Here is a 21,024-nt window from a genome sequence, read left to right as displayed (position 1 = left end):
CCTGCTCGCGAAGAGGCCATCTCACGCGCCGAATATTTCAGGCAAAAAAAAACGCCCCGAACCAGTCGGGGCGTTTTCGAGGATGCGGCCTCTGTTCAGTGCAGGTTAACGAACCCCATCCTGACGCAGCGCAGCCGGAGTGAAATCGCTGGTGGTCGCGGTGAAGCCGAAGTCATACGCCGATTTCTCTTCGTTCTTCATACCCAGCGCCAGGTAACGACCCGATTGCAGGTCGTACAAGGTTTCCAGGGTGTACCACGGCACTTGAACGTTGTAGTAATTCTGGGAGTGAGCTTCCGCCACACGCCACAGTTGATTACGACCGTCGTAGTGGTCGATCACGGCCGCTTGCCAGGTGTCTTCGTCGATGTAGAAGTCACGCTTGGCGTAAATGTGGCGCTGACCTTCTTTCAGGGTTGCAACCACATGCCAGACCCGGCGCAGCTCGTAACGAGCCAGGTCCTGGTTGATGTGACCGGCCTTGATGATGTCGGCGTACTTCAGTTTCGGATCGTCGAGCTTGTAGCTGTCGGAGGCGATGTACATCTCTTTTTTGCCTTCGAGTTTCCAGTCGTAGCGATCCGGTGCACCGTTGTACATGTCCAGATTATCGGAGGTACGCAGGCCATCAGCCGCAGTACCCGGCCCGTCATAGGACACTTGTGGCGCACGACGCACACGACGCTGACCGGCGTTGTAGACCCACGCCGAACGCGGCTCTTTAACCTGGTCAAGGGTTTCGTGCACCAGCAGCACACCACCGGCCAGACGTGCCGGCGCGGTCACTTTCTGCTTGAAGTAGAACAGGATGTTGCCCGGGTTCGCCGGATCGTAGTCCTTCATTTTGTCGCGGAACACGAACTGATCCTGGAAGTACACCAGGCTGAACGAGCCGTTTGGCTGCGGCGTGGCCTGGGTGACCAGACGGGTCACGCTGCCACCGCGATAGCGGGTGATGTGGTTCCAGATGACTTCAACGCCGGTCTTCGGAATCGGGAACGGAACGGCGGTTTCGAAGTTTTCCAGACCGTTGCCGCCGGACACCAGGTTGGTGCTGGTGGCGTTTTTCTTGATGGAGGCGAACACGTTATCCGGCACGGTCGCGCCGCGATGGGACGGGTAGACCGGCATCTTGAAGGTTTCCGGGTAACGCTTGAACATCGCGTACTGGCCCGGGGCGAGCTTTTCCTTGTACTGGTCAACGTTCTGCGCGGTGATGGTGAACAGCGGTTTTTCACTGACGAACGGGTCGGACAGGAAACCTTTGCTGTCGACGGTGCCGGCGTTTTTCGCCATCGGTTTCCAGGCTGGAATCGAACCGTCGGCGTTACCCGCCATCTCGGCGCCCATCGGGGTCAGACTTTTGCCCAGCTTGTCCGCTTCGGCCGCAGGGACCGCCGCCATCACGCCGGTCGCCAGCAGCGAAAGCCCCAGAACACCGACGTGGAACAGACTCTTTGTTATTTTCATAGGTGTGTTCGTCCTGATAATGCTGTGCTTAGAAGTTCACGCCGAAGCTGAGCGCAACGAAGTCGCGGTCATCCACGGTGGTGTACTTGCCGTCGAAGAAGTTGGTGTACGCCAGGCTCGCGGTGTAGGTGTTCTGGTACTCGGCATCGACGCCCAGGCTCACCGCTTTGCGACCTTCCTCGAAGTTGCCGCCAGGGCCAGGCGAGTAACCGCTCACGTCATGGGACCAGGCCACGTTTGGCTTGAGGTTCACACCGGCGAACACGTCGTTGTATTCCCAGATGGCACGACCGCGGTAGCCCCACGATGTCGACGTGGTAAAGCCTTCGTCGTTGCAATTGCGGCTGCGGTTGTTGGTGGCAGCACCTGGACCGGCACCGGCGATGGTGCTGGAGTTAAGTGCCACGCAGGTGTTGGCACCGCCGGTGGCAGGCAACTCGCCAGGACCGTAGACCGGATCACGGCCATAACGGACATTGGAGGTGCTTTCCAGACCGCCGACGTGGGTCACGCCCACTTCGCCCACCAGGGTCAGGCGGCTGGCGCCCATGACCTGATCGAAGAAGTGCGTCAGGGTGGTCTGGAACTGGGTGACTTCCTTGCGGCGATAGCCGTGCAAGTCCTGACCCGGTACGCCGTTGAGCAGCGAAGCGTTGGTCAGCGCGCCGCCCAAAGGACGTACACCGGCAAACAGGATATCGGTGGAGTTGAGCTGTACCGGCGCGTTCGGACGGTAGCTGATTTCACCGCTCCACGCCGTACCGGTAGGCAGGGTGGTGGAGAAGCTCAAGCCGTACAGGCGGATGTCTTCCGGGTACTCGACGAAGTAGTTCGAGTTACCCGCGACAACCAGTGGCGCCAAGGCACGAAGCTGCGCAGGCAAAGCCCCCACCCGGGCATAGGTCGATGCCGGGGCGCCGGTGGCGCTGAAGATCGGCGCACGGCTGTGGTAGTTCATGAAATAAGCGCCGAACTCGGTGTCCAGCGGCTCGAACATGTATTTGAGGGACGCGCCCCATTGGCCGCTGTCGCGCGCATCGCGATCCGGGCCACGGCGTACCAGCACGCCTTCGTTGTTGACGTCGACACCCAGCGCGCCCAGCGTCGGCAAGGCGGCGGCCGGAATGGTCGAGCGCTTGTTCAGCACGCGCAGGTTGTTGTCGCAACCGTCGGCAATGATGTCCGGCTGAGAGAAGAATGTGCCGCAGTTATCAACGATGGTCTGGTCCCATTCCAGCTGGTAGAAGGCTTCGGCGGAGAGCGTATCGGTCAGGCTCTGCGACACGTAGAACATGTTGACCGGGATCAGGCCTTCCTTGATCTCGGCACCTGGGCGACGGAACGCGGAAACGTCGATCGGGTTGATCGAGTTGATGCCGCTGCCGATGAAGGTACTTTCACCCCAGCTGACAACTTGCTTGCCCAGACGCACGGAACCCGGCTGATCGGCAATGGCGTAGTTGTGGTAGACGAAGGCATCGAGGATCTGCCCGCCAGCAGACTTGGCGCCTTCTTTGCGGTTGCTGTCGCTGATGTCCTTGAACGGACGGCTTTCGTCTTTGAGTTCGAAGTCGTACCAGTATTTGCCACGGACGAAAACGCCGGTATCGCCGTATTTCAATTCAAGGTCATGGATGCCCTTGAAAATCTTCGAGAAGGTTTTTCCGCTCTCGAAGTTCAAGTGACCGTCATCGGAAGTCTGGGAGAGACCGTGGCCCCCGTTGTTGACGCCGATGAGGTTCTTGTTGGCACTCTCGGTAGACCAACTGGCACCGATCGACAGGGATGAATCGAACTGACCTTCGATTTCACCAACGTTGAAACTGACGCCGAATGCTGGCCCGGCGAGCGTAGAGGCAAGACTGACCGCCAGGGGCAGTTTCGCCCGGCGCCAGAACTGGTTTGCTGATGTCATCGACGCTACTCCATGTGCATTATTGTTATGGCAGTGAGCACTTTTAAAAACGCTGTGGATGACTGGGAGCCAAGGTGTCCCTAAGTCATTCCAAAGTTGCATCGCCCCGGTGTGTGCGTTTGCTTCCGTTCTTAAAAATCCTTGAGCGGACTATAGCCAGCAGGTAGTACTGCTTGATCCCTCTAAAGTGTGATTTGCAGCTGCCAGCCACTCTGGAACAGTCCTTTCGCCAGACCGACACCTGTCGGCACGGCAAGGATGGCTGAAATTTCGGATTTGACAAGCCAAGCGCTTGCTTGGTGGGGCTGGCGTGCCTTTTCGGGCACGCCAGAAGACGCTTAAAGCGTCGAGAGGAAGGTACTGTTGTTGGCTTGCCATTCGGTGATGTCGATGCGAATTCGCTTCTTGTCGAGTTTGCCGACGCTGGTCTTGGGAATTTCAGTAACAAGGGCGATCTGGCTCGGGATTGCCCACTTGCTCAGGTGCCCCAGTTCCACAAACGGTTTGAGGTGTTCCTTGAGTTCCCTGGCCCCGATCACATGGCCTTCGCGGATCACCAACAAGGCAAACGGCCGCTCGCCCCACTGTGGATCGGCAATCCCCACCACTGCTACTTCGCGTACCGCTGCATGGCGACTGATCAGGTCTTCCAGGTCCAGGGAGGAGATCCACTCGCCGCCGGTCTTGATCACGTCCTTGATCCGGTCGCGAATGTCGATGACGCCCATGCTGTCCAGGGTCGCGACGTCGCCGGTGCGCAGCCAGCCCCCGGCCCAGAGCTCGGCGCCCTTTTGCGGTTCGTTGAAATAACCCTCGGTGAGCCACGGCGCGCGCAACACCAGTTCGCCCTGGGTCTCGCCATCGGCGGGCAGGAAGTTGCCATCGGTGTCGACGATCGCCGCCTCCACCAAAGGCCCCGGCACACCGGCCTTGATCCGGTACGTGGTGCGTTCGTCTTCGGTGCCGGCCATCAACTCGTCATTAAGGTGAGCGCAGGACACCAGCGGCCCGGTTTCCGACATGCCATAAGCGGCGGTCAGCTGAATGCCTTTGGCCTTGGCGGCGTCATACAGTGCACGGTTCAGCGCACTGCCGCCGATAACGATTTTCCAGCCACCGAAGTCGGTGCCTTGCGCAGCCTTGGCGTTGAGGACCATCTGCAGGATGGTCGGCACGCAGTGGGAGAAGGTGACCTTTTCCTTGCGCCACAGCTCCACCAGGTATTCCGGGTCGTAGCGGCCGGGATAAACCTGTTTGAGCCCGAGCATGGTCGCCACATACGGCAAGCCCCAAGCGTGCACATGGAACATCGGGGTGATCGGCATGTACACGTCGTTGGTGCCCAACAGCCGCACACTGTCGATGGCGCCCATGATGGTCGAGACGCCCATGGTATGCAGCACCAACTGCCGATGGGTGAAGTACACACCTTTGGGATTACCGGTGGTGCCGGTGGTGTAAAAGGTGGTGGCGACCGAGTTTTCGTCGAAGTCCTGGAAGTCGTACTGCGTACTCGCGGCCGCCAGCAACTGCTCGTACTCACCGACGAGGTTTGGCAAATCAGCGGTTTTTTCCGGCAGGTCGGTCAGCAGCAGGGTTTTCTCGACCGTGGTCAGGTGCCCGGCAATCGCGTTGTAGAGCCCCACGAACTCGCTGTTGACCAACACGAAGCGGTCCTCGGCGTGGTTCATGGTGTAGAGAATCTGCTCCGGTGACAGGCGCACGTTGATGGTGTGGATGACCGCGCCGATCATCGGGATGGCGAACATGCATTCCAGATAACGATGGCTGTCCCAGTCCATCACCGCCACGGTATCCCCGGGCTTGACCCCGGCCGCCGTCAGTACGTTGGCCAGCCGTGCGACCCGCTCGATCAGGGTCGGATAGCTGTAGCGCAACTGATCGCGGTAAACGATCTCGCGGGTTTTCTCGTAACGCGCGCCGGACATAAGCAGCCGTTTAATCAGCAGCGGATACTGGTAAGCGCCTTCGGCTGGAGGAATAACGCGAGTCTGCAACATAAGAATCCCTTTTCTGACTACACGGTCGTGGCTGAAAGAAAGCACTCTAGTGCCCTTCACCGCCAGCCAAATCAGCCAAAGGAATGATTTGTAGAACCGGGCAAATGCTAGCGTTGCGCCAGCATTTGCGCGTATGGGTCGTCCAATGCGCTCAGCGCGATCAGTGCATCTCGGTAAACGCGAGTTTCACGCCGATGGCGATCAGTACCGCGCCCATGGTGCGGTCGAACCAGTGCCCCATGCGAGCGAAGCTGGCGCGCACGCGCTGCTGGCTGAACAGCATCGCCACCAGGCAGAACCAGACCGCCGTCGCCACGGCAAGATAAATTCCGTAACCGGCCTGTACCGTCAGAGGCGTGTGCGGATTGATCACCACGGTGAACAACGACAGGAAGAACAGCGTGGCTTTCGGGTTCAGACCGTTGGTCACAAACCCCGAGGTGAAGGCGCCGCGTGCGGTGCGTTCGCCCGTTTCCTTGTGCAGATCGTCCGTCGCAGGTTTGGCCGGTTGCGCACGCAGGGCCTTGAAGCCGATGTACAGCAGGTAAGCGGCGGCGGCCCATTTCAAGGCGTTGAACAACACGATCGACTGGGACACGATCAGGCCGATGCCGAGCAGCGAGTAACCCACGTGCAGGAAAATCGCCGTGCCGACGCCCAGCGCCGTCCAGGTCCCGGCGCGACGACCGTGGGTCACGCTTTCACGCACCACCACGGCAAAGTCCGGCCCGGGGCTGGCCACGGCCAGCAAGTGAATCAGGGCAACGGTCAAAAACTCTGTCCAGTACATGGGGGATCCTTTTGGCCAAGCGTAACTGTTTGTTTCATCTGGTAGGCTCGGCAGATTACGCCTTCAGTTCATTGCACAAAAGGTACAGTTGATGACGAACACTCACCGCGCCGTTTTCCTCGACCACCCATCCCTGGACCTGGGCGACCTCGACCTCAGCCCGTTGCAAGCGTGTTTCAGCGACTTGCAGCTGTTTGCCCAGACTACGCCGGACCAAGTGATCGAACGCCTCAAGGGCGCCACCGTCGCCATCAGCAACAAGATCCTGATCGACGCTGCCGCCATCGCTGCCAGCCCCGAATTGAAGCTGATTTTGATCACCGCCACCGGCACCAATAACGTTGACCTCGCCGCCGCCCGCGCCCATGGGATCACCGTCTGCAACTGTCAGGGCTACGGCACACCGTCGGTGGCGCAGCACACGATCATGTTGCTGCTCAACCTGGCCACGCGCCTGGCCGACTATCAAAAAGCCGTCGGCGAAGGCCGTTGGCAGCAAGCGAAACAGTTCTGCCTGCTGGACTACCCGATCGTCGAACTGGAAGGCAAAACCCTGGGCCTGCTCGGTCACGGCGAACTGGGCGGCGCGGTGGCGCGGCTGGCCGAAGCGTTCGGTATGCGCGTGCTGCTCGGGCAGATCCCGGGGCGCCCTGCCCGGCCGGATCGTTTGCCGCTGGATGAACTGCTACCGCAAATTGACGCGCTGACGCTGCACTGCCCGCTCAACGAACACACCCGCCACTTCATTGGTGCCCGTGAGCTGGCCTCGATGAAGCCCGGCGCCTTTGTGGTCAACACCGCACGCGGCGGCTTGATCGACGAACAGGCCCTGGCCGATGCCTTGCGCAAGGGTCACTTGGGCGGTGCGGCCACCGACGTGCTGAGCGTCGAGCCACCGACCGCTGACAATCCATTGCTGGCCGCCGACATTCCACGGTTGATCGTCACCCCGCACAACGCCTGGGGCAGTCGCGAAGCGCGGCAGCGGATCGTGGGCCAATTGACCGAAAACGCTCAGGGATACTTCAGCGGTAAAGCGCTGCGTGTCGTCAGTTGATAAACTGCGGCACTTTTTTTCACAGGAGCAGATTATGGATCCGCGCAGTGAAGTACTGCTTCGTCAGGCTGAGTTATTCCAGGGCTCGGTGTTGCTGGCCGGTTTGCCCGCCGACGATCTGCTGGGTCGTCTGCCCGATGCTCATGGCTGGTGCTGGCATGCCGGCGATCAAGCCGCACTGGATGCGCGTTTTGCCGAACGCAGCCATTTCGGGGTGAACGCACCCGAGCGTGAATTCGACACCGCCGTGGTGTTTCTGCCCAAATCCAAGGATCTGACCGATTACATCCTCAACGCCCTCGCCTCGCGCCTGGCCGGTCGTGAGTTGTACCTGGTCGGTGAAAAACGCAGCGGTATCGAAGGCGCGGCCAAGCAACTGAACCCGTTCGGCAAACCGCGCAAGCTCGACAGCGCGCGGCATTGTCAGCTCTGGCAAGTCACCGTGGCCGACGCGCCAGAAGCCAAATCGCTGGAAAGCCTGGCCCAGGAATATGAACTGCCACTGGCCGAAGGCCCGTTGAAAGTCATCAGTCTGCCGGGCGTATTCAGCCATGGTCGACTGGATCGCGGTAGCGCGTTGTTGCTGGAGCATCTGGACAAACTGCCAAGCGGCCACTTGCTGGATTTCGGTTGCGGTGCAGGCGTATTGGGGGCGGCGGTGAAACGTCGTTATCCGCACTACCAGGTCACGCTGCTTGATGTGGACGCGTTTGCCGCTGCCAGTAGTCGCCTGACATTGGCCGCCAACGGTCTGGAAGCAGAGGTCATTACCGGTGACGGTATCGACGCCGCGCCCATGGGTTTGAGCGCAATTCTGAGCAACCCGCCGTTCCATGTCGGCGTGCACACTGATTACTTTGCTACCGAGAACTTGTTGCGAAAAGCGGCCAAACATCTGAAAAACGGTGGCGAACTGCGCTTGGTGGCGAACAGCTTCCTGAAGTACCAACCGCTGATCGAAGAGCATCTCGGCGTGTGTGCAATCAAGGCTGAAGGACAGGGTTTCAGAATTTATCGGGCCAAACGCGGCTGAAAATTTGTTCTTGCCCAATCGGATTTGCCTAGGCAGAATCCGCTCCGTCCTAGGGGAGTAGTCTCCCACGAGCGCCATGCTCGTCCGGCATACGTCAACATACTTGGTCAACAGACCATGGCGTATGCGACCCAAGCGTCCGCATCAGACGGATCGCAGGGTTTGACAAGACCTATGACACGAACACCTTACCCGGGGCGGGAAGGCTGTACGTGTCATAGCCGTGTCGACCCGCCCCTTAGGAAAACCCTGATGCTGGATTCACTTCTCGTCCCCACCGCAATCGTTGCCTTGGCCGAAATCGGCGACAAGACGCAACTGCTCGCGCTCATTCTCGCTGCCCGCTTTCGCAAACCCTGGCCGATCATCGCCGGCATCGTCGCCGCAACCCTGGCCAACCACGCGGCAGCCGGTGCGGTAGGTGCCTGGGTCGGCAGCTTCTTCTCGGATGCGGTGCTGCACTGGATCCTCGCCGCGAGCTTCACCGCGACTGCGCTGTGGACCCTGGTGCCGGACAAGATGGATGACGACGAAGCCAGCACCGCCCGTAAGTTCGGGCCGTTCCTGACCACGCTGATCGCATTCTTCCTTGCGGAAATCGGCGACAAGACCCAGATCGCAACCGTGATGCTCGCCGCGCAGTACCCGGAACTGTGGCTGGTGATTATCGGCACCACGGTCGGCATGTTGATTGCCAACGTGCCTGTGGTATTGGCGGGCAACTTTGCGGCGGACAAATTGCCATTGACGCTGATTCGTCGTTTGGCGGCGTCGGCGTTCTTCATCCTGGCTGTGGTTGCGGTGTACAAGGCGATGCAGAGCAGCGGGTGGGTTTAATGTTGTAGGTCGGTAGACCACGTTATCGTTCATCGCGGGCAAGCCCGCTCCCACAGGTGTTGTGTCGTACACAAATTATGTAATCGATCTAAAACCTGTGGGAGCGAGGCTTGCCCGCGAAGGCGTCAGCGGCCTTACCGTATGACTATCAGGATTTCGGGGCCTTCTCGTACAGCGGCATGACCTTCGGAATCGCCGCTTGCAATGAAGCAATACGACTGGACGACGCCGGGTGAGTACTCATGAACTCCGGTGGCGAACCTTCCGAGGTCTTGGTCATCTTGTTCCACAGGGTGATCGCGGCATTCGGGTTGTAACCGGCGCGAGCGGCCAGTTCCAGACCGATCAGGTCCGCCTCGTTTTCATTGGAGCGACTATTAGGCAAGGTCATGCCGTAGTTGGCCACGGTGTCTGCCAGCGCCAGACTGCCCTGACCCAGACCGAACAAGGCTCCAGCGCCCTGCTTGGCCATTTCGATACCGTAAGCCTTGGACATCGCTTCACGACCATGCTCACGCAGAGCGTGGGCGATTTCATGGCCCATGATCGCGGCAATTTCATCGTCGGTCAGTTTCAGGCTGTCGATCAGCCCAGTGTAGAAAATGATCTTGCCGCCAGGCCCGCAGTTGGCGTTGAGTTCGTCGCTCTTGATCAGGTTGACTTCCCACTTCCATTGGGCCGAATCCGGACGAAAAACCGGCGCCTGAGCAATCAGCCGGTCGGCAATCGCCTGCACGCGTTTGGCATCGGCACTGGTCTTGTCCAGCACGCCTTTGGTATTCGCCTCCCCCACGGTCTTTTGATAAGACTGGGCGTACATCTGGTTGACCTCGTCAGCCGACAGCATGCTGAACATGTACTGTTTGCGCTCAACACCCACGGCACCACCGCTGGTGGTATTGACCGACTGACAACCGGCGAGCAGCAAACCTGCGCTCAGTGCACACACAACCAATGTTTTGTTCATTAAAAAACTCCCTGAAAACATGCCGCGTATCCTAGGCGTGGATTTGTATCGACGCCAGATACAACAGAGGTGTAGACGCACATTTCAGACAAAGCTCTCATGGCCGTAGAAAAAAACTCACATGCCGATCAATCAATTCATGGTTTAACAATCGCCGGAAGCCTGCTCGCGATGAGGCCAGCACGAACGCGCATTTAGCCCGGGGTCAGACACTCCGGCCCATTCAACTTCGGATCATTCACCAGATTCGCCAACACCCGCTCGCGCAACGCAGCCGGCTCACTGGCGAGCAATGCCTGCAACGTATGCAACGGCGTCTCGGGGTTGAGCCACGCCTCCTGCCCCGCCGCATCAAGAATCAACGGCCGGCGCTGACTCGCAGCCGGCTGGGTGATCACTGCCGTGCTGAGCCACACCTGCTCCTGCACCGGATACGCCTCCCAGATCGCTGCAAAAAACAGCGCCGAGCCCTCCCCCGGCGTCAGCCAATACGGACGCTTGCGTGTCGTGCCGCGCCATTCGTAGAAACCATTGGCCGGCAGCAAACAGCGGCGTTCGCGCAGGGCCTGGCGAAACATCGGTTGTTCAGCGACGGTTTCGGCCCGGGCATGGGCCGGAGTGCGGGACAAATCGGTCAGCCACGGCGGCGTCAACCCCCAACGCGCCCGGGCCAACTCGCGCTGACCATCGACGCCTGCGCGCAGCATCAACACCGAATCATTGGGGGAAATATTCCACTGGGCCTGCTGATCGGCGGGGAAGCCAGGCAGGGCCGCGAAGGCGGGGTTCCAGCGAAACAGGGCATAACGTCCACACATGGGGCAACACGACTCTGAATAAAACGTACGTCAGCCTAACAGACCAGCGTGCCGGGAAAGCTCTCCAGTTCATCGCCGGGCAGCGGCAGCGCGGCATTGTACGCGGCGATCAGCTCCCGGGCGTATTCGGCCTGGTCGTTATCCACCGACAAGCCCAGCAGGCCGAAGACCGGTAATTCACCGGTGCCACCGAGCAAATGGCGGCCCACCAGATGCGCCTCGATGCCCTCGCTGGCCAGCATGCCTTGCAGCAACTCACCTTCCATGAGGTTTTCCGGCTCGTAGATTCGCTGCATAGACGCCCCTTACTCGTTTTCGCTGAACACTTCGAGATGCCATTCCTCTGCGTCAACCTGCAACACAAACTTTATCGGCCGACAGCACACCTGGCAGTCCTCGATATAGGTCTGATCGCCCCCGGATATATCCACAGACGTCTCAACCGCTTCACCACAATACGGACATTCATACAGCGCAGTTTCCAGCATCGCGGTCTCCCAGGTGACTTGTGCGTATAATCGCCGGTCTATTTGCAGGGCTATTTTTGTCTGGCTAACTTTTCAGACCGTGCCCCGTTGGTTTTCGATCAAAACCTTTACTTACCCTAGCCGTTTCTAACAAGAGAGCATGATGGGCGAATTCGATGCCATCCGACCTTACGACGACAGCGAAGTCCCAGCGGTGCTGGACCGACTGCTAGGCGACAAGGCATTTCTAGATATCCTCATCCACTTCCGCTTCCCGCGTTTTGCCGGTGCTTTCGGCTGGATGCTCAAACCTCTTATAGCTCATCGGCTACGCCGTGAGTTCGCCGGCGTCACGTCGGTGGCCACGCTGCAGGACAAAGTCGAGATGTACGTCGACCACACCATCGAGCGCGCCACGGACGGGGTGACGTACACCGGCGTCGAGCAGTTCAAGTCCGGCAGCGCCTATCTGTTCATCGCCAATCACCGCGATATCGTGATGGACCCGGCCTTCGTCAATTACGCCGTGTACCACGCCGGCCTGCCGACACCGCGCATTGCGATTGGCGACAACCTGCTGCAAAAGCCTTTCGTCAGCGACCTGATGCGCCTGAACAAAAGCTTCATCGTGCACCGCTCGATCACCGGACGCCGCGAGAAGATGGCGGCGTATCAGCTGCTGTCGGCCTACATCAACCACTCGATCCGCAACGATTGCGCCTCGATCTGGATCGCTCAGGCCGAAGGCCGGGCCAAGGACGGCGACGACCGCACCGAGTCGGCGATCCTCAAGATGTTCCACATGAGCCGCAAGGATGAGCCGTTTGGCGAAGTCATCCGCTCGCTGAACGTCACTCCGGTGTCGATCAGCTACGAATACGATCCGTGCGACCAGGCCAAGGCCCGCGAGCTGTTCATCCGCGCCACCACCGGCAGCTACACCAAAGTGCCGGGCGAGGACGATGTGAGCATTGCCAAAGGCATCACCGGCTACAAGGGCCGGGTCCACGTGAACTTCGCCTCACCGATCACCGAGCTGTTCGACGACACCAAGCAATTGGCGATCGAGATGGATCGGCAAATCCTCGGCGGGTACCGGTTGTTCCCGGTGCACTACCTGGCTTACGCCCAGTGGAAAGACGCCGACCCGCAATTGCAGGTTCCGAAAGCTGCCGAGGTGTTTGCGGCTGACGAGCTGGCCAAGGCTCAGGAGCAATGGCAACAGCGTCTGGACGATTGCTCTGAGGAGCATCGTCCGTTTCTGGTGCTGCAATATGCGACGCCGGTGCGCAATCAGTACCGTGTGAAAGCGGGATTGCCGCTGTAAAGTTTCTGGCTGGATACGACAACGGCGCCCTTGGGCGCCGTTTTCATTGCTGCGTTTTTCGCTGTCAGACCCGCGTGCTGATCCACGACACCAGCAACGCCAACCCCAGGCAGGCGAAACCGAATCGATAGAAAAAACGATTCATGCGCAAGGTCGCCCAATCCAGGATTGGCTCTTCGCTGGGACGACTCTGGCGCTGGGCTTCCAGACTGGCCAGCGCGCGCTGTTCGCGGCGACGAGTGGCATGCAGCAACCATCCGCCCGGAAAAGCCAACAGCAAAGCCAACAGGTTGATCAACTTGGCGGGATGGTTGGTAAACAGCGAAATCAAATGCAACGACATCACGGACCTCGGGCAAAACAGACGTAGCAGACGCCGGGCCGACGACTGCGGCGTGAATTCTACCGAAAGCCTCGCCTCCTGCCCTTGCTTTCCGACAAATAACGAACCATTTGACCGATTCCTGTCCTGTGTCACGGCGCCGTCATCTGAATACGCCAGTCTGGCGCCCCTCTAAACCGACACGGAAACCGTCATGCTGCACGCCGAAAACCAGGATCGCCTCTACCTCATCGCCCAAAGCGACGAACAACAAAACCTCGTTGGCAGCCTCGCCTTCAACGTTCAGGACCGCCACTGGTTGGTGTATTGCGCATTGGGTGGGCATCAACATGCGGATTTGCCAGAGACGGATTTGCTGACGGGCGTGAGTGTGCTGGATTTTTATTCGCAGGCCGCCTGACAGGTCCGTGAGAAATCGACAGGCATGAAAAAGCCCGGGGCCATTGCTGGCTCCGGGCTTTTATCAATTCAGGCGAAAGGTTATTCGGCGAGAATCTGACCAATCGTCGGATCCTTGAACAGACGCGTCAACGCATCGCTCAATACATCGCTGACGAGTTTGGTATTGGTTTCCTGATTCGGCGCCATACCAAAACGCTGATCCAGGGACGCACCGTAACGACCGCTGTAACGGCGGTTGGCATTCTGCACATCGGAGCGGAACGTCGCGCCAATGGTCGCCTCGGTCACATACATGCCTTCTTTAGGCGACTGATACTTCAGCTCTGCCAGGGTCACGGTCAACTGCGGCGCATTCAGCGCATTCGACGTCGGGGTGAAGCCCAACAGCCGAACGGCCGCCTCGGCCTGGGCCTGCAACTTCGGCAGAATCTGCGCACCCTGCACGGTGATCGCGCTGGTCTCAGGATACAGGCCACCACGGGTGCCCAAGGTTGGCGACGGACGACCGTCCACCACACGCACCACCACCGGCTGACCGCGGCCGACCGGCGCCAGCTGCGTCGTCAGCTTGGGTTCCGGGTTCAGTTGTTGCGGGCTGTGGGCGCAGCCGACCAGGGTCAAACTGGTCACAGTGATCAAACCGAACAACAGGCGTTGCAACATGCTCTTCTCTCCAGAATCAGGCACAAACAGGTGCGCAGTATAGCGGTGGGCCATCGTCGAGAAACAGCATTTGTAAGACCGGATACTCATGTCTCTCAACAATTGCTGAAAAGTCTGACAAACCCTTGGGAAGGCGGTTCCTGTCACACATCTGTCATCGTCCATACACTTTCACGTCACGGCTTGCTGGCAACCTTCACAGCAGTCACCCCACAAGGTACTTTGCCATGCGTTATCTCATCTCGCTGTTCGCGCCACGCCCGCTGCACCGCAGCTTTGCCCTGCTCGACCGCAATGGCCACTGCCAGGCGTTCAAGCAGTGCAGCCTCCAGCCAATGGGTGATGGCTGGGTCGAAATCGAAGAAATCCGCCTCAACTGGTTGCACCATCCCCTGCCCCCTAGCGCCCGTGTCAGCCAGCGCCAGCCACGTGCACGGGTGCAACATCTGTTGACCACCTGACCGAACGCCTAATAAAAGTCATTAATCACGACCATTTCCCTGCGTTTCTTCGCTACAATCTCCCCCCGATTATAAGGACGTCTCCTGATCGGGCCTCGCAGCATCGTCAATGCGCTTGTATTGACACCCCGCACCGCCCACAGAGAGCCGCCCACACAGATCGAGTGAAGCTGGCGCGCTTGCTGTTCTTTAAGCAAAACCTCCACTTTTCGCGAATCTGCAGAGCTGTCATTACGCTCGGTCACTGAGCTGTTTGCCCGTTTTGCCTGTCATGTATCCCATGACGGCAATCCATCCGGGCACGGTGCCAGGCTGGGACAGCCCTTTTTTGAGGTTCACGTCTTCAAAAGAGCGTGAAAAAAACGGGTTTTCACAACTTCACAAGAGTGTGGCGAGCAAATGAATAGTTTTGCGTCTGAACATGCACCATTAGCGTCTGAAACAGCCCAACGACACAGGACCGAGTACTCCTCGAACACCGGAGCCTGAAGCCTGTCCGCTACGGATTTGGTTGCACAAACGGATGTATCGACCATAAGTCGAATTGCCAGCCGCGCGTTGAAGTGAGTTCATGTAACTCTTTTTAGACCCGGCAGGTAGCGTCCGTCGAAGTTGCGAAAAAATGCGAAGATTCGGACATGGCGATACTGCCATGGGTACCTGGGGCATCACTGACACGCCCCGTCACTCCTGGCAGCCATGCCGACAATTTGGTGCTGCAGATTTTGGAGACGCGTTAAATGGCGCATAACGAAGCAGTCGACGTAGTACTGGTTGGGGCCGGCATCATGAGTGCCACCCTCGCTGTACTGCTCAAAGAGCTCGACCCCGCGATCAAGCTGGAAGTCGTCGAGCTGATGGACTCCGGTGCCGCGGAGAGTTCCAATCCGTGGAACAACGCCGGTACCGGTCACGCCGGGCTGTGTGAGCTCAATTACACGCCGCAGGCCGCCGACGGCACCGTCGACATCAAGAAAGCCGTGCACATCAACACCCAGTTCGAGGTGTCGAAGCAGTTCTGGTCGTACCTGACCAAAAAAGGCACCTTCGGCTCGTCCAAGACCTTTATCAGCCCGGTACCGCACCTGAGCTTCGTGCAAGGCAACGATGGCGTTTCCTTCCTCAAGGAACGCTTCAAGACGCTGAGCAAACACCACGCCTTCTCGGACATGGAATACACCGAAGACAAAGCCACCATGGCTGAGTGGATGCCGCTGATGATGCCGGGCCGCCCGGCTGACGAAGTCGTCGCTGCCACCCGCGTGATGAACGGTACTGACGTCAACTTCGGCGCCCTGACCAATCAATTGCTCGCGCACCTGACCAGCGCACCCGATGCCCAGGTCAAGTACTGCAAGCGCGTCACCGGCCTGAAGCGTAACGGTAGCGGCTGGACCGTCAGCATCAAGGACGTCAACAGCGGCAACTCCCGTGAAGTCGACGCAAAATTCGTCTTCCTCGGCGCTGGCGGCGCGGCGTTGCCGCTGTTGCAGGCGTCAGGCATCGAAGAAAGCAAAGGCTTCGGCGGCTTCCCGATCAGTGGCCAATGGCTGCGTTGCGACAACCCGGAAGTGGTCAAGCATCACCAGGCCAAGGTTTACAGCCAGGCAGCGGTGGGTTCGCCACCGATGTCGGTACCGCACCTGGACACCCGCGTAGTCGATGGCAAGAAGTCCCTGCTGTTCGGACCTTACGCCGGTTTCACCACCAAGTTCCTCAAGCACGGCTCCTTCATGGACCTGCCGATGTCGGTTCGCGCCGGCAACATCGGCCCGATGCTGGCCGTGGCGAAAAACAACATGGACCTGACCAAATACCTGGTCAGCGAAGTGATGCAGTCGATGGAGCAGCGCCTGGACTCCCTGCGTCGTTTCTACCCTGAAGCGAAAGCCGAAGACTGGCGCCTGGAAGTGGCCGGCCAACGCGTGCAGATCATCAAGAAAGACCCGAAAAAGGGCGGCATTCTGCAGTTCGGTACTGAACTGGTAGCCTCCAAGGACGGTTCCCTTGCTGCCCTGCTCGGCGCCTCGCCAGGTGCTTCGGTCACGGTTTCGATCATGCTTGAGCTGATCGAAAAATGCTTCCCGAACAAAACCTCCGGTGAGTGGGCTGCCAAGCTCGCGGAAATCTTCCCGGCGCGGGAAAAGGTTCTGGAAACCGATGCTGCGCTGTATCGCAAGATCAATGTGCAGAACAATGTCGCCCTGGAACTGGTTGAAGCCAGCAATGAGACCGAAAGCTACGCTTGATTCGGCTCTATAAAAAACGCCCCGTTCTCAGTGAGATCGGGGCGTTTTTTTGTGCCTGTAAAAATAGCTTAACCGCGAGCCTTGTCGATCAGCTCGATGTACTCGCCCGCGTTGCGCTGATCCTTGATCAGGGTGACGAAGTCATTGCCGTGCTCATCCTTGCCGTCCAGGTCCAGGCCGGCCTCGACGAAGAACGTCAGAAAACGCTCGAAGTCATCGATCCGCAGGCCGCGATAGGCCTTGATCAGTTTGTGCAGCGACGGCGACGTGGCGTCGATCGGCTCGAAATCGAGGAACAGTTTGATCTGCGCATCGCCGATCTCGTCACCAATCACTTGCTTCTTATCTTTACGCATTGCCGACTCCAGCTCGCAGACATTTCACGGGGCGGGCAGTTTACCCCTCACTTGGCGCCGGGCTCAACGCGGACGAACGCTGCCTGTGTGCAGATCGGCCCAGACATGGCCGTTGGCGTAGCTGAGGAACTGGCAATACACCGTGTCGTTGCGCAACAAATCGATGATCACCCGGTACTGAGCCATCGGGTAGTAGAGCGTCAGGGTTTTGCTTTTTTCATCGTAGATCGGCTTTTTCAGGCTTTTGCTTTCGCCATCGAAGTTGACCAAGACTTGATTAATGGTCGCGCCCTTGTTCAAGGATTTGCCCTTGAGGCGAATCAACAACGGTGAAGTGACCGGAATCGGCTGCTGATTGGACTGACGCTGGCTACCCACCACCACCGAATATTCGGTGACCTGCAATAGCTGTTGCTGCTCGGGCTGCGCATCACGCAGGGTCAGGTCGTCCGCAGGCAGGAACTGCGCGTGCATCGGCGCCGGGGCGGCCGCCAAGGGCAGGCTGAGGGTCAGCAACAGGGCGGCGCAGCTGCGGATCAAAAGGCTCATGACGGGTTCCTTGGGCGAGTCCATTCAATTACAGAGATCTATCAATCAAACTGCGCGCGCATCCAGGCTTGATACTCGGCCACACCGGGTTCGCCTTCGCGTGGCGCCCAGTGAGCAAGCTCACCTTCACCGACCGGACGATAAGGCCCAGCCTTGCATTCAAACATCAGGCTGTCGGCTTCCAGTATCACCAGGCCATGGAACACACCGGTTGGCAGGTCAACACCGACGCAGTCGCCGCCGGCCTGCAGGATCCGCTTGCTCACCACAGCGCCAGACTCATCGAAGATCAACACACCCAGCCGTCCTTTGAGGACTAACAAGGTTTCAGCCTTGTTATCGCCCAAGTGACGGTGAGGCGGGATATAAGTGCTCGGCTGCAAGCCCACCGCCATGCGATGGCACGCCTCTTCCATCTGATGGAAGTTGTGATGTTGACGCCCGCGAGGATTCGCCCCTGCTTTCCCGGCCAACTCAGCGAACAACGTTTGATCAAGAAAGCTCGGCGCAGCCATTGTTTACATTCCTTTAACGGCAAAGATCCCGTTGGCGTTACGCCAGTAGCCTTTGTAGTCCATGCCATAGCCGAAGATGTAACGATCGATGCATGGCAGACCGACGAAATCGGCTTTCAGGTCCGGGCGAGCCTTGCGGTCGTGGTCCTTGTCGATCAGCACGGCGGTGTGCACTTTGCGCGCGCCGGCGTGTTTGCAGAAGTTGATGATCGCGCTCAGGGTGTGACCTTCGTCGAGAATATCGTCGATGATCAGTACGTCGCGGTCGATGAACGAAACTTCCGGCTTGGCTTTCCAGAACAGGTCGCCGCCGCTGGTTTCGTTACGATAACGGGTCGCGTGCAGGTAGGACGCTTCCAGCGGGAATTGCAAATGGGTGAGCAACTTGCCGGCGAAAATCAGCCCGCCGTTCATCACGCAGAACACCACCGGATTGCTTTCAGCCAGCTGTTCGTTGATGTGTGCACCGACGCGGGCGATGGCCGCCTCGACTTCAGCTTCGGTGTACAGGCAGTCAGCCTCTCGCATGATTTGACGGATATGCTCGAGATCAGCGGACATGGCGCTCTCCAGGGGGGAGTGAGGGGGAGGGACGGGTTCGGAAAAGCGGGCAAAGGTACGCATCAAGCGAGGCCAGATCAAGCCTTTGTGGACTAACGTACTGTATGTCTATAGGACAACACCCTCGGATAGATTAATCTAGGCCGGTTTTTTTGCCCGCCGCCGGAGCCTTTCCCCATGCCCATCCAAGAGATCCGCCATCCGCTGATCCGTCATAAACTTGGCCTTATGCGCCGCGCAGACATCAGCACCAAGAATTTCCGTGAGCTCGCTCAGGAAGTCGGTGCCCTGCTGACCTATGAAGCCACCAAAGACCTGCCGCTGGAAACCTACGATATCCAAGGTTGGGCCGGCACGGTGTCGGTCGAGAAAATCGCCGGCAAGAAAATTACCGTGGTGCCAATTTTGCGCGCCGGCATCGGCATGCTCGAAGGCGTGCTGAGCCTGATCCCGGGCGCGAAAGTCAGCGCTGTGGGCGTGGCCCGCAACGAACAAACCCTGCAGGCTCACACCTACCTGGAAAAACTGGTTCCGGAAATCAATGAACGTCTGGCGATGATCATCGACCCGATGCTCGCCACCGGCAGTTCCATGGTCGCAACCATCGACCTGCTGAAAAAAGCCGGTTGCCGCGACATCCGCGCGATGGTGCTGGTTGCCGCGCCTGAAGGCATCGCCGCTGTGGAGAAGGCTCACCCGGACGTGACCATCTACACCGCATCTATCGACGAAAAACTCAACGAACACGGTTACATCATCCCAGGCCTGGGCGATGCCGGTGACAAGATTTTCGGCACCAAGCAGAAGGACGCGTGAGCATGCAGGATGAGTTCAACGATCCGCTCTGGCGCACAGTGCTGTCTGGCGCACAGATGCTGTTCGTGGCTTTCGGCGCCCTGGTATTGATGCCGCTGATTACCGGCCTCGACCCAAACGTGGCGCTGTTCACTGCAGGCCTGGGGACGATTCTGTTCCAGATCGTCACCGGGCGTCAGGTGCCAGTGTTCCTGGCGTCGAGCTTTGCCTTCATTACCCCGATCATTCTCGCCAAGGGCCAGTTTGGCCTCGCGGCGACCATGGGCGGTGTGATGGCGGCGGGTTTCGTCTACACCTTCCTCGGCCTTGCCGTGAAGATCAAAGGCACCGGTTTCATTGACCGTCTGCTGCCTCCGGTGGTGATTGGTCCGGTGATCATCTCCATCGGCCTGGCCATGGCGCCGATCGCCGCCAACATGGCAATGGGCAAGGCTGACGACGGTACTGAGCTGATTCATTACCAGACCGCAATGCTGATCTCGATGCCAGCGCTGCTGACCACCCTGATCGTTGCTGTGTTCGGCAAAGGTATTTTCCGCCTGGTGCCGATCATCTCCGGCGTGCTGGTGGGTTTTGGCATGGCGTTCTACTTCGGTGTGGTCGATACCGCGAAGATTGCCGCTGCACCGTGGTTTGCCATCCCGCATTTCACCGCGCCGGAATTCAACTGGCAGGCGATTCTGTTCATCGTTCCGGTGGCCCTGGCCCCGGCCATCGAGCACATCGGCGGCGTGATCGCCGTCGGTAGCGTGACCGGTCGCGATTACCTCAAGAAGCCTGGCCTGCACCGCACCCTGCTCGGCGATGGCATTGCTACCACCGCAGCGGGACTGTTTGGCGGTCCACCCAACACCACCTACGCCGAAGTGACTGGCGCGGTGATGCTGACCAAAAACTACAACCCGAAAATCATGACCTGGGCGGCGATCTTCGCCATCAGCCTGGCGTTCGTCGGCAAGTTCGGCGCGCTGCTGCAAAGCATTCCCGTGCCGGTGATGGGCGGGATTCTGTGCCTGCTGTTCGGCTCGATCGCGGCCGTGGGCATGAACACGCTGATCCGCCACAAGATCGACCTGGGCGAGGCGCGCAATCTGGTGATTGTTTCGGTGACCCTGGTGTTCGGGATTGGCGGCGTGCTGGTCGGCACCGGGACTGGCCCGGACGATTTCGGCCTCAAAGGCATCGCGCTGTGCGCGGTGACGGCGATTGCCCTGAACCTGTTACTGCCGGGCAATGACAGCTGGAAACACAAAAAGGCGGATGATCCGTTGCTGTAACAGTGATCGTTCCCACGCTCTGAACTGACCCCACAAAGTTGGACGTTTACCCATCTATGCCTGAGCGGCCTGAGTTCTGTATTCAACAGGACTCAGGCCGTTTAGCTTCAGTCTGATACGCGAGTGATTG

At 59.0% G+C, this 21,024-nt stretch carries 24 protein-coding genes and 1 riboswitch; of the genes, 9 read left to right on the top strand and 15 right to left on the bottom strand.

Features of this window, described 5'->3' with window-relative positions:
- Window positions 1-105: 105 nt before the first annotated feature.
- The 4 genes from FQ185_RS27880 to FQ185_RS27865 all read right to left on the bottom strand — a co-directional run bounded on the left by FQ185_RS27880 (window position 106) and on the right by FQ185_RS27865 (window position 6,196).
- Window positions 106-1,470, bottom strand: a complete 1,365-nt coding sequence (locus tag FQ185_RS27880; protein WP_149420242.1) for a DUF1329 domain-containing protein — start codon at window positions 1,468-1,470, stop codon at window positions 106-108.
- A gap of 28 nt (window positions 1,471-1,498) precedes the next feature.
- Entirely contained in the window at window positions 1,499-3,385 is a 1,887-nt protein-coding gene (locus FQ185_RS27875) for a DUF1302 domain-containing protein (protein ID WP_149420241.1), read from the bottom strand.
- Window positions 3,386-3,723: 338 nt separating this feature from the next.
- Window positions 3,724-5,406, bottom strand: coding sequence for a fatty acid--CoA ligase (locus FQ185_RS27870; protein ID WP_149420240.1), 1,683 nt, complete (start codon window positions 5,404-5,406; stop codon window positions 3,724-3,726).
- 160 nt (window positions 5,407-5,566) lie between these two features.
- Complete coding sequence (locus FQ185_RS27865) at window positions 5,567-6,196, bottom strand: LysE family translocator (RefSeq protein WP_149420239.1); 630 nt, start codon at window positions 6,194-6,196, stop codon at window positions 5,567-5,569.
- Window positions 6,197-6,287: 91 nt separating this feature from the next.
- Here FQ185_RS27865 and FQ185_RS27860 point away from each other — a divergent pair, with 91 nt between their 5' ends.
- The 3 genes from FQ185_RS27860 (at window position 6,288) to FQ185_RS27850 (ending at window position 9,123) form a co-directional block, all read left to right on the top strand.
- The gene (locus FQ185_RS27860; RefSeq protein ID WP_149420238.1) at window positions 6,288-7,253 is read left to right on the top strand and encodes a 2-hydroxyacid dehydrogenase; all 966 of its coding nucleotides are present in this window, start codon (window positions 6,288-6,290) and stop codon (window positions 7,251-7,253) included.
- Window positions 7,254-7,287: 34 nt separating this feature from the next.
- Window positions 7,288-8,286 (top strand): class I SAM-dependent methyltransferase, encoded by a 999-nt coding sequence (locus FQ185_RS27855; protein WP_149420237.1) that lies wholly within the window; start codon window positions 7,288-7,290, stop codon window positions 8,284-8,286.
- 40 nt (window positions 8,287-8,326) lie between these two features.
- Window positions 8,327-8,449: riboswitch (yybP-ykoY riboswitch) on the top strand.
- Between the two features lie 89 nt (window positions 8,450-8,538).
- Window positions 8,539-9,123, top strand: coding sequence for a TMEM165/GDT1 family protein (locus FQ185_RS27850; RefSeq protein ID WP_149420236.1), 585 nt, complete (start codon window positions 8,539-8,541; stop codon window positions 9,121-9,123).
- Between the two features lie 148 nt (window positions 9,124-9,271).
- Here the strand turns inward: FQ185_RS27850 and FQ185_RS27845 are convergent, their stop codons facing one another.
- From FQ185_RS27845 to FQ185_RS27830, 4 genes are all read right to left on the bottom strand, one after another.
- The gene (locus FQ185_RS27845; protein WP_149420235.1) at window positions 9,272-10,090 is read right to left on the bottom strand and encodes a M48 family metallopeptidase; all 819 of its coding nucleotides are present in this window, start codon (window positions 10,088-10,090) and stop codon (window positions 9,272-9,274) included.
- 194 nt (window positions 10,091-10,284) lie between these two features.
- Window positions 10,285-10,908 (bottom strand): SOS response-associated peptidase, encoded by a 624-nt coding sequence (locus FQ185_RS27840; RefSeq protein WP_149420234.1) that lies wholly within the window; start codon window positions 10,906-10,908, stop codon window positions 10,285-10,287.
- A gap of 35 nt (window positions 10,909-10,943) precedes the next feature.
- On the bottom strand, window positions 10,944-11,204 hold the full coding sequence (locus tag FQ185_RS27835; RefSeq protein WP_149420233.1) for a putative signal transducing protein: 261 nt from the start codon (window positions 11,202-11,204) through the stop codon (window positions 10,944-10,946).
- Window positions 11,205-11,213: 9 nt separating this feature from the next.
- The gene (locus tag FQ185_RS27830) at window positions 11,214-11,396 is read right to left on the bottom strand and encodes a CPXCG motif-containing cysteine-rich protein (protein ID WP_149420232.1); all 183 of its coding nucleotides are present in this window, start codon (window positions 11,394-11,396) and stop codon (window positions 11,214-11,216) included.
- Window positions 11,397-11,538: 142 nt separating this feature from the next.
- On the opposite strand from FQ185_RS27830, the gene FQ185_RS27825 reads away from it, so the two are divergent.
- The gene (locus tag FQ185_RS27825; RefSeq protein ID WP_178113617.1) at window positions 11,539-12,702 is read left to right on the top strand and encodes a 1-acyl-sn-glycerol-3-phosphate acyltransferase; all 1,164 of its coding nucleotides are present in this window, start codon (window positions 11,539-11,541) and stop codon (window positions 12,700-12,702) included.
- Between the two features lie 64 nt (window positions 12,703-12,766).
- Here FQ185_RS27825 and FQ185_RS27820 read toward each other — a convergent pair whose 3' ends face one another.
- Window positions 12,767-13,045, bottom strand: coding sequence for a hypothetical protein (locus tag FQ185_RS27820; protein WP_149420230.1), 279 nt, complete (start codon window positions 13,043-13,045; stop codon window positions 12,767-12,769).
- A 193-nt stretch (window positions 13,046-13,238) separates the two neighbouring features.
- On the opposite strand from FQ185_RS27820, the gene FQ185_RS27815 reads away from it, so the two are divergent.
- Entirely contained in the window at window positions 13,239-13,445 is a 207-nt protein-coding gene (locus tag FQ185_RS27815; protein ID WP_010458215.1) for a hypothetical protein, read from the top strand.
- A gap of 80 nt (window positions 13,446-13,525) precedes the next feature.
- On the opposite strand, the gene FQ185_RS27810 is transcribed toward FQ185_RS27815, so the two are convergent.
- Window positions 13,526-14,110, bottom strand: a complete 585-nt coding sequence (locus tag FQ185_RS27810) for a YajG family lipoprotein (protein WP_149420229.1) — start codon at window positions 14,108-14,110, stop codon at window positions 13,526-13,528.
- 227 nt (window positions 14,111-14,337) lie between these two features.
- On the opposite strand from FQ185_RS27810, the gene FQ185_RS27805 reads away from it, so the two are divergent.
- Both FQ185_RS27805 and mqo read left to right on the top strand, forming a co-directional pair.
- Window positions 14,338-14,571, top strand: coding sequence for a hypothetical protein (locus tag FQ185_RS27805; RefSeq protein WP_131059469.1), 234 nt, complete (start codon window positions 14,338-14,340; stop codon window positions 14,569-14,571).
- A gap of 740 nt (window positions 14,572-15,311) precedes the next feature.
- A complete protein-coding gene (gene mqo, locus FQ185_RS27800; protein ID WP_149420228.1) occupies window positions 15,312-16,820 on the top strand; it encodes a malate dehydrogenase (quinone) in 1,509 nt (502 codons plus the stop codon).
- A gap of 68 nt (window positions 16,821-16,888) precedes the next feature.
- Here mqo and FQ185_RS27795 read toward each other — a convergent pair whose 3' ends face one another.
- The 4 genes from FQ185_RS27795 to FQ185_RS27780 all read right to left on the bottom strand — a co-directional run bounded on the left by FQ185_RS27795 (window position 16,889) and on the right by FQ185_RS27780 (window position 18,801).
- On the bottom strand, window positions 16,889-17,176 hold the full coding sequence (locus tag FQ185_RS27795) for a PA4642 family protein (RefSeq protein WP_149420227.1): 288 nt from the start codon (window positions 17,174-17,176) through the stop codon (window positions 16,889-16,891).
- A gap of 63 nt (window positions 17,177-17,239) precedes the next feature.
- Complete coding sequence (locus tag FQ185_RS27790; RefSeq protein WP_149420226.1) at window positions 17,240-17,725, bottom strand: hypothetical protein; 486 nt, start codon at window positions 17,723-17,725, stop codon at window positions 17,240-17,242.
- Between the two features lie 41 nt (window positions 17,726-17,766).
- Entirely contained in the window at window positions 17,767-18,240 is a 474-nt protein-coding gene (locus FQ185_RS27785; protein ID WP_149420225.1) for a WbuC family cupin fold metalloprotein, read from the bottom strand.
- 3 nt (window positions 18,241-18,243) lie between these two features.
- Window positions 18,244-18,801, bottom strand: a complete 558-nt coding sequence (locus FQ185_RS27780) for a hypoxanthine-guanine phosphoribosyltransferase (protein WP_149420224.1) — start codon at window positions 18,799-18,801, stop codon at window positions 18,244-18,246.
- 177 nt (window positions 18,802-18,978) lie between these two features.
- On the opposite strand from FQ185_RS27780, the gene upp reads away from it, so the two are divergent.
- Together upp and FQ185_RS27770 are read left to right on the top strand one after the other, a co-directional pair.
- Complete coding sequence (gene upp, locus FQ185_RS27775; RefSeq protein ID WP_149420223.1) at window positions 18,979-19,617, top strand: uracil phosphoribosyltransferase; 639 nt, start codon at window positions 18,979-18,981, stop codon at window positions 19,615-19,617.
- 2 nt (window positions 19,618-19,619) lie between these two features.
- The gene (locus FQ185_RS27770) at window positions 19,620-20,894 is read left to right on the top strand and encodes a uracil-xanthine permease family protein (RefSeq protein WP_149420222.1); all 1,275 of its coding nucleotides are present in this window, start codon (window positions 19,620-19,622) and stop codon (window positions 20,892-20,894) included.
- Between the two features lie 54 nt (window positions 20,895-20,948).
- Here FQ185_RS27770 and FQ185_RS31245 read toward each other — a convergent pair.
- Window positions 20,949-21,024: IS3 family transposase (locus FQ185_RS31245; protein WP_346243103.1), on the bottom strand; the 76-nt coding region annotated here is incomplete at its 5' end.

This window comes from Pseudomonas sp. ANT_H12B, from assembly GCF_008369325.1.
In the GTDB taxonomy this organism is placed as follows: domain Bacteria; phylum Pseudomonadota; class Gammaproteobacteria; order Pseudomonadales; family Pseudomonadaceae; genus Aquipseudomonas.
The sequence above is the reverse complement of the archived record's forward strand: the minus strand, read 5'-3'. Positions and strand labels throughout refer to the sequence as shown.